Origin of the sequence: uncultured Mobiluncus sp. (assembly GCF_947254095.1) — a bacterium.
GTDB lineage: Bacteria > Actinomycetota > Actinomycetes > Actinomycetales > Actinomycetaceae > Mobiluncus.
On sequence record NZ_CAMYBV010000032.1, the window covers coordinates 1 to 7,937 of the forward strand.

Annotated in this window: 6 protein-coding genes, 2 tRNA genes and 1 pseudogene; 5 read left to right on the forward strand and 4 right to left on the reverse strand. The window is 60.0% G+C overall.

The annotated features are described in order from the left end of the window. Positions 1-251: pseudogene (locus Q0X47_RS08120) on the reverse strand (hypothetical protein); the annotation flags it as partial. 15 nt (positions 252-266) lie between these two features. Then, a complete protein-coding gene (locus tag Q0X47_RS08125) occupies positions 267-1,178 on the reverse strand; it encodes a vitamin K epoxide reductase family protein (protein ID WP_297724861.1) in 912 nt (303 codons plus the stop codon). A 286-nt stretch (positions 1,179-1,464) separates the two neighbouring features. On the opposite strand from Q0X47_RS08125, the gene Q0X47_RS08130 reads away from it, so the two are divergent. The 3 genes from Q0X47_RS08130 to rpmG all read left to right on the forward strand — a co-directional run bounded on the left by Q0X47_RS08130 (position 1,465) and on the right by rpmG (position 1,890). Then, positions 1,465-1,537, forward strand: a tRNA-Thr gene (locus Q0X47_RS08130). A gap of 37 nt (positions 1,538-1,574) precedes the next feature. Further along, positions 1,575-1,648: transfer RNA gene (locus tag Q0X47_RS08135), tRNA-Met, on the forward strand. 71 nt (positions 1,649-1,719) lie between these two features. Further along, positions 1,720-1,890, forward strand: coding sequence for a 50S ribosomal protein L33 (gene rpmG, locus Q0X47_RS08140; protein ID WP_295028487.1), 171 nt, complete (start codon positions 1,720-1,722; stop codon positions 1,888-1,890). Positions 1,891-2,306: 416 nt separating this feature from the next. Here the strand turns inward: rpmG and Q0X47_RS08145 are convergent, their stop codons facing one another. After that, complete coding sequence (locus Q0X47_RS08145; protein ID WP_297724864.1) at positions 2,307-3,839, reverse strand: cell wall-binding repeat-containing protein; 1,533 nt, start codon at positions 3,837-3,839, stop codon at positions 2,307-2,309. A 195-nt stretch (positions 3,840-4,034) separates the two neighbouring features. On the opposite strand from Q0X47_RS08145, the gene trpS reads away from it, so the two are divergent. Both trpS and Q0X47_RS08155 read left to right on the forward strand, forming a co-directional pair. Beyond that, complete coding sequence (trpS, locus tag Q0X47_RS08150; protein ID WP_297724867.1) at positions 4,035-5,174, forward strand: tryptophan--tRNA ligase; 1,140 nt, start codon at positions 4,035-4,037, stop codon at positions 5,172-5,174. Further along, positions 5,174-5,503 (forward strand): isocitrate dehydrogenase, encoded by a 330-nt coding sequence (locus Q0X47_RS08155; RefSeq protein WP_297724875.1) that lies wholly within the window; start codon positions 5,174-5,176, stop codon positions 5,501-5,503. Before trpS ends, Q0X47_RS08155 begins: the two co-directional genes overlap by 1 nt. 212 nt (positions 5,504-5,715) lie before the next feature. On the opposite strand, the gene Q0X47_RS08160 is transcribed toward Q0X47_RS08155, so the two are convergent. Continuing rightward, positions 5,716-7,937, reverse strand: a 2,222-nt coding sequence (locus Q0X47_RS08160) for a glycogen-debranching protein (protein WP_297724871.1), incomplete at its 5' end; no start/stop codon positions are given.

Sequence of the window (7,937 nt, forward strand, 5' to 3'; positions counted from 1 at the left end):
CGCCCGTCCCGCACCGCTTTCATAATCGCTTGGCGAGACACCCCCAGCCAGTCGCAAACATTACCGGTCCGACAAACGGGTCCCACCAGGCTATTGAGCGACATCGGCGCCGCCAGGAAAGCCTGGGCAAAGCGCGCCAAACGGTGCATATTTTCCCGGCTAGCCTCAGCCGCGGCGCGCGGGCGAGCCAAGAGCATCGTGCGGATGGTCTCTAAAAATTGTTCCTCTTCGTCGGTCAGTTCTCTCCGCACCGCTTCGCCTTTCGGTCAGAATAAGTAAACAAGTTTGTCTGATAGCGTCACTGCTACCACCAAGACTATCAAAAGCAAGATAATCGCGGTAATAACCCAGCGTTGCGCCACCCAAATGCGGGCGAACCCGGTGTCGGGAAACAGCCAGCCGAGCCGCATCAGCGCCGCTCCGAGCTGCACCCACAGGACGATTGTGCACATCCAGACGATAAAACAGAACGGGCACAATTTCGTGAACTCGAAAATGGATTGGTGCAGGAAAAATACAATCAACGCCAGCGCTGCGGTCAGTCCCGCCTCAATCAGCACCACCAGCCAGCGTGGCACCCTCCCGCCGAACCAAGCCAGGAACACGCCCGCCAAACCGGCGAACAAACCGACTCCGACCAGTGCATTCGGTATGCCAACCAGCAGGTGAGCCTGCCAGGTCGTCAGCGAAGCGGAGCAGCCAATCAGCGGATTCAAATCGCATCCGAGATGCGCCGTGGGCTGCTTCAGCGCCTGGATTTCGGACAGCACCAGTTCCGCGCTCGCCGCCATCGCAATGACCGCCAGCACAATCAACAGCACGAGGGTGGGGACGCCGGGCCGGGTTGTGCGAGCGTCCGGGGTGTCCGCATCGGCTGGGTTTTCCGGTTCCTCCGGGTTCACAAGGGAGGTTGGGTTCGGCTCTGCGGGGGGCGGCTGTTCAATGGGTGTCCGGGGGGAGTCCGACTCAGCCGAGGTTCCCGAGTTAGCCTGATTCTCGATAGCGTCTGATGCCCCTGGTTCTGTTAGGGTCTGGGGATTCGGGTTCGTTGGGTTCACAAGGGAGGTCGCGCCGGTTGCAGCAGCCGGGGTCGCCGGCGCGTCCGGCGCGGGCGTTGGCGCCGGGCTCGGCGAGTGTGAGGAATCCGGAGGCGTCGCGTCGTCGGGTTCTTGCTTCATGAGGAATATTCTAACTTTTTTGTCCGCTCACCGAGCCTAGTGTTCCCAAACAGCCCTGAAACGAGGCAGCAACCACGACAGCCGCAGCGCAGCTCAGAAAAATAGTCGCAGCACAACCCACCCGAAACCGCCGCAAAAACGCCGCAACCCCCGCAACTCACTTGTGCGCCCGAACCCAACGAACTCGTGACGGGTTTAGCCGACAACCCCACCGAAATCCGGCCCGAGCCGCTTGCTGAGTTCAGTTTGTCACGAGCGGCAGAATCCTGTAAACTAAACTTTCGTTGCCCCGGTAGCTCAGTCGGCAGAGCGTCTCCATGGTAAGGAGAAGGTCCAGAGTTCGATTCTCTGCCGGGGCTCGCTTCACGCTTGACGGTTCGCGCCGCTGAGCAGCGAGGCGGGGTAGCTCAGTTGGTGAGAGCGCACGACTCATAATCGTGAGGTCGAGGGTTCGAATCCCTCCCCCGCTACGAAACCTGACTTGGGGTGTCCCTCGGGGATTCGCGGGGTCGGGGCAAGAAAGCAAGGAAAGAAGAAAAAAGTGGCTGCAAAATCGAAAGACATTCGCCCGAAGATTACGTTGGCGTGCTCTGAATGCAAGGAGCGCAACTACATCACGAAGAAAAACCGGCGCAACACTCCGGATCGCTTGGAGCTGAACAAGTACTGCCCGCGCTGCAAGAAGTCCACGTCGCATAAGGAAACCCGCTAAGCGGTTTTTCACAAGCTTCCCGGCGTCGCCCCTACGGTGACGCCGGTTTTTCGTGTCTCACGAGCCCGGTCACAAGCCCGGGTGGTGGTTTTGCGGGTTTGTGTGCGTGGGGTGTGGCTAGTTGGGGATTAAATCGGGGTTGGTGTTTATACAGGCCAGTTATCCCGATTTATACGCGAATTTTAAACGCTCTGGAAACTGTCGAGGTCCGAGGTGGTAATGCGGGGATACCCCAGGTTTTATTCCCGAGGTACCCGCGGGTGTGTCGCGGGACGGGTGTTTTGCGGGGGTCACAAGCCCGGGGCGCGTCTCCGTGGGGTGCGTGGTGCTTTGGGAGTGGGACCGGGCGCGAAATGGGTGAGGATAAATGAAAGGGGGGGGGCGGCCGCAGCCGCCCCCCAACTTATCCAGAGAACTTACTTCAGCAAGCCCTTGAACTGGTCAACCAGGGAATCAGAGACTACGCCTACACCGCCCAGACCCTTGAATTTACCTGCCAGAGCAGCATTCGCAGCGCGAGCCGCCTTGGCGTAATCGGTCACCTCCGCAGGTGCGGAGTCTTTCTGCGCCAGCAGAACCGGGCCAGCCAACTCGGCCTTGTTGTCGAGGAAACCAGCGACGGTGGCATCTGCCGAAGCCATGCCGTTAGCAACGTAAAGGGCCTTGGCGTTAGCGCCGTTCGGGTACTGCGTCTTGGCAATTTCCAGGGCGGTCAGGTATCGATTCGCTCCGGCAATACGGGAAGCCTTGGCGCCCGCTCCACCCATGTAGGCCTGAACAGCGTCAGTAGTGGGACCGGTAGCCTTGGCAGCTTGGGCTTTCGCCAAATCAGCCCGCGCTACAGCCAGTGCTGCTGTGGATTCTGCCTTTTCCGTTTTGTCAGTCGATTTGGTTTGCACCTCATCATCTACTTTTTCCAGCCCCTTGAAAGTAGCGACTAGGTTCGCTCCGTCTTTCTGCTTGTCTTGAGCCTTTGCTTTCGCGTCAGCCAGTTTACCTGCTGCAGCTTGCCCATCTACTTTGAAAACGGCATCGGCGCAGTCGGCCTTTACTTCGTCGATTTTCAAACGGGGGAACGTTGTGGCGATTAGCTCTTTGGCAGCTTTCTTTGCGGTTTCGTCAGTGGCAATTGTGCAGCCAGACTTCACGAAGTCGTCGGCCGTCTTGCCATCAGCCAGGGTGTACCAGCCCTTTAGCACAAGTTCGGCTTCGCGCTCAGCTTTAGCCAAGTCCGCCTTGACTTTGTTCTCTGCATCGGCTTTGCTCATGCCGCCGCCAGCACCGTTGGCAGTCGCCGCCGCGCTCAATTCCGCGGGCAGAACAGCGCCTTCGCCACCCAGAGCAACAACCTCGGAGGGCTTCAACCGCTTGATTTCATTCAGGGTTGCGGCAGGCAAAGTGCCGGAGCCGCTGGTCAACAGAATCGGGGCGCCATCGGTCATGGTGCCGCCAACCAGGGCATCGACCAAGGTAATGCCGTTAGCCAAGTAAACCTTGGCGCTGGTCTTGCCCTCGGGGAACAAATTCTTAGAAATCTCCGCTGCCGTCTCGAAACGGTTCGCGCCCGCAATCCGGGTTACGGTGGCTTTCCCGGCGACTGCCTTTACCGCGGCATCGCTGACCGAGCCGGTGCCGCCCAGCACCACAACTTTGGTGGCCTTTAACTTCGTGATGGCTTCGGCAACGTTCTTTTGCACGGTGGGCGAATCATTGACCAGCAAAAGGGGACCGTTTGGCAGTTTGCCACCGGCGACCGCGTCGGCTTGGGAGTCGCCGCGGGAGAGATAAACCACGTCGGAGGTGCCAAAAGCGCTAGCCACCGAGATGGCGGTATTGTAGCGATCCGCACCGGCGTAACGGTCAGCTTCCGTCGCCGCCACGGCGGTCATCGGCACGGTCATAGCCAGGGCAGCCGCGGCCGCCCCGAAAGTCAAAACAGACTTCTTCATATTCGTGTTTCCTAACTTGTTGGGTGGATGAATTCCAAACTCATCCTATTGATTACTTCTGCATCTCGCAGGGGATGGTGAAGTCCTTACGCCCCTAATACGTCTCAAAAGTGGTGATTCTTACAGACACCATTAACTATATCATGCCAGCATTTTCGAAAATGCCCTTCGAGGTTAGTGGGTTAGACTTAAACGGTGAGTGAAGAAACGACGAAAGACGAAAACCCGGCGGCCAGCGAGACGGAAATCCGCGCTACCTTGAAAGCTGCTCAGGAAACCTCGAAAGCGATTGAGGCCGACATCGCGGCGGGAAACGTAGGAAAGTACCGCATTCTGACGGGGGACCGGCCCACCGGATTCCTGCACATCGGGCACTATTTCGGCACCTTGAAAACGCGGGTGGACCTGCAGAACCTGGGCATTGACACGACCGTGCTCATCGCGGACTACCAGGTCATTACCGACCGAGACAACCTCGGCAACGTGCGCGAATACGTGTTGAACCTGGTGGCAGATTACCTAGCGGCGGGGATTGACCCCGAAAAATCCACGATTTTTTGCCATTCTCAGATTCCGGCCATTCACGAAATGCTGGTCATTTTCCTGTCCCTGGTGACCGAGGCGGAGCTGCACCGCAATCCTACGGTAAAAGCCGAGCTGGAAGCCGCCGCGCGTCCCATGTCCGGGCTGCTGCTGACTTATCCGGTGCATCAGGCCGCGGACATCCTGTGCGCCAAGGCGAACCTGGTGCCGGTGGGCCAGGATCAGCTGCCGCACCTGGAGCAAACCCGCGTGGTGGCCAAGCGGTTCAACAAACGTTACCCGCAGCGCGACCCCCAGACCGGCAAAAAGACCGGGCGCGGCGTGTTGCCGATGGCGCAGGGCCTGCTGGGGCAGGGCGCAATGATTCTCGGCACTGACGGCCAAAAGATGAGCAAGTCGCGGCACAACACGGTGGAGCTGCGCGCCAGCGAGGACGACACCGCAAAAATCCTGAAAAAGGCCGTGACCGATTCCGACCGGCAAATCACTTATGACCCCGTCCACCGTCCCGAAGTGTCGAACCTGCTGCTCATTGCTTCGCTGTGTACCGGGCGGGCGCCCGAGGACATCGCCGCGGAAATCGGAGCGGGCGGCGGCGGGGCGCTGAAAGCCCTGGTGACCGAGGCGCTGAACGAACACTTGCGCCCGCTGCGCCAGCGTCGCGCCGAACTGATGCGTGACGAAGGCTACCTGTGGAGCGTGTTGGCGCGCGGCAACGAAAAAGTCCGCGATGAAGCCAGCGATGTGCTGCGTGAAATGAAGACCGCTATGGGAATGAACTACGGGGTGTGATGGAACCGGACGACAAGAAGCCAGAGGACTTGATTCGGCGCCGCGACCATGCCCAGGCCGTGGCCGACCGGATGGTGGAGCGCGCCCTGTGGATTATCAACTTGGATAATCAAGGCGCGTCGGTGAGCCCGGAAACCCGCGATGAGCTGGTCGGTGAGACGACGGATATGCTGCTGGAATGGGCTTATGAGGTCGGGGAAGATTCTTTCCGGGCCGGGGAGTTCAAAGGGCGTTCCGGGGCGGCGGGGGAAAACAAGCCCTATCCGTCCTCGCCCGCGAAAGCTAATCCGCAGCGGTTGGGGCGCCGCGACTATTTGTTAGACGAGTAGGCGCATTCACCAGGGCGGGTCACGAGCGCGTCCGGCGGCTCGCCGGTCACGTCACGAGGGTCGGTCACGTCACCAGCGACCCGACCTCACTTGTGCGTTGACCCTGAGGGGTGCGTTTGCGGCCGTTCGCCGCACAAGGCCGTACGTCACCACTACACCGCAGGTCACACCGACCTTACGCGCCACACCCCGGCGCACCCCGACGCAACGCCCTAGTGCTTTTGGACTTTGCGCAAGGTGTTAAGCAAATCGATTTTTTCGTCCCCAGAGGGGTTGTCCGGCACTTCGGCAAAGAAAATCCGCATCGAGAACGGCGCCATCTTGGACCTCATGCCGCGCACCGTCACGGGCAGCTCAGAAATGACTTCGGCCAAACGAATCCCGGAACCGGGAGTGACCCCGACTTCCTCAGCAAACAGCGCGACCGGGTCGTTCGTCTCTTGATGTCGGGCAGAGGGAACAGCGGAGTTCAAACCGGTCAACAGCTGCAACTTTTCCGCCGCGCCGCCTTCGCGGGCACTCGGATCGGGCCAGGTGGAATCCCACACCAGCCGAAACACGCGGGAACGCGCCCGCGGGGGATTAATCTGGACTTCGTCTTTGGTCCCGTTAATCATGACCAGCAAATCCACGTCGTCCCAAGGCGCCCCGGAACGCAGCATCTGGAGCACGCGGTTACCCGGATCGTGCCAGGCACCAGGGGTCAAATGTTCGCCCTCGCGGTTGTACCACGAGAGATCCTGAAGTTTATCGCCGGCTTGCGGCATTCCGGAGGCAAACGCATCGGGACGCATAACCGGGTGCTCGGCGCGCAGACGCAACAGGTAGCGGGCAGTTTCAAACAGCCCCTTTTGCCAAGGTTGCCAACGCCAATCCAACCAGGAAATCGGCCCGTCCTGACAATAGGCGTTATTGTTGCCGTTCTGTGAGTTCCCGAACTCGTCGCCGGCCAAAATCATGGGGGTGCCGGAACTAATCGCCAGGGTTCCCCACAAGTTTCGCAAGGTTTTCAGCCGGTTCGTGGCGACTTCGACCATCTGGGCTTGATTCAGCGGGTCGCCGTGAAAAGGTGTCGTGGGATCCATGCGGCTAAACCGGGGAGAGAAACCCTCACCGGACTGCGGGTCAGGACCGTTTTTCGCGGTAATGCTGGGGAGGTCTTCGTCCCCAAGTTCTTTACCGCTCAACACGTGGCCCTCGTGGCCGTGGTTCCACGAATTATTGTTGTTCGTCCCGTCCCGATTGCCCTCTAAGTTGGCTTCATTGTGTTTGTGGTCAAAAGTCACCAGGTCGGCCAGGGTGAAGCCGTCGTGGGCGGCCACAAAGTTGATGGACGCTCCCGGACCGCGGTTATATTCAGCGATGTTGGAACCGTACAGGTCAGCCGACCCGGAGACGCGGGTAGCAAGCTCGTGCGGGCCGTGCGCGTGACGCCCGTGGGACAGGGCCGCCGCGTCGGTGAGCCAAAAACCCCTGATGCCGTCGCGGTAGCGGTCATTCCAGTCCGCAAAAGGTGAGGGGAAGTTCCCGGTTTGCCACCCGTTTGGACCCATGTCCCACGGCTCGGCGATGAGCTTGCAACCAGCCAGAACCGGGTCGGTCGCCATGCCCACGAAAGAGGGATGACGAATGGCAAACTGTTCCCGGTTGCGTCCCAAAGTCACCCCCAAGTCGAAACGGAAACCGTCCACCCCGACTTCTCCGGCCCAGTACCGCAGCGAATCCAGCAACAGCGCCACCGCCTCGGTAGACGTGAAATCGACCGTGTTGCCACACCCGGTAAAGTCCACCATCTGGTTGGGATAGCCGTGGTTCCAGAGGTAGTAGCATTGCGGATCCAAGCCACGCAAGCTGAGGGACGGCCCCAGGGTGCCGCCCTCGGCGGTGTGGTTATAAACCACGTCCAACAGGACCTCGATACCGGCTTGGTGCAGCAGCGAAACCATGCCGCGGACCTCGTCCAAGACGGCCTGCGGGCCGCGACGCTGGGCGGCTTCGGTTGCGTAGGTCGGTTCGGGGGCGAAATAGCTCAAAGTCGAGTAGCCCCAATAGTTGCTCAGGTTGCGTTCCGCCAGAAACGGTTCGGGCATCTTGGCATGAATCGGCAGCAGCTCAATGGCGGTCACACCCAGGTTTTTCAGGTAATCAATGGTGACCGGGTTCGCCAAGCCGGCATAGGTGCCCTGCAGTTCCGGGGGAATTCCGGGCAATTGGCGGGTCAAACCTTTGACGTGCGCTTCGTAAATGACGGTGCGTCGCCAAGACGTGCGCGGCCGATCCGCCACCGGGAAAGAATGAGTGTTCACCACGACCGACAGCGCGTTGTAGTCCGCGGAATCCAGCGGATCCATAGTGAGTTCGCGGGTCACGGGCTTTAGTTCGGCATCGACCTGATGGGCGTAAAGCTGCGGGCTGAGGACGGGGGGCTGCGTAA

Bases quoted from the DNA above. Each gene is read 5' to 3' on its own strand.
- Q0X47_RS08125 (WP_297724861.1), bottom strand. From the start codon at position 1,178: ATGAAGCAAGAACCCGACGACGCGACGCCTCCGGATTCCTCACACTCG.
- Q0X47_RS08145 (WP_297724864.1), bottom strand. From the start codon at position 3,839: ATGAAGAAGTCTGTTTTGACTTTCGGGGCGGCCGCGGCTGCCCTGGCT.
- Q0X47_RS08155 (WP_297724875.1), top strand. From the start codon at position 5,174: ATGGAACCGGACGACAAGAAGCCAGAGGACTTGATTCGGCGCCGCGAC.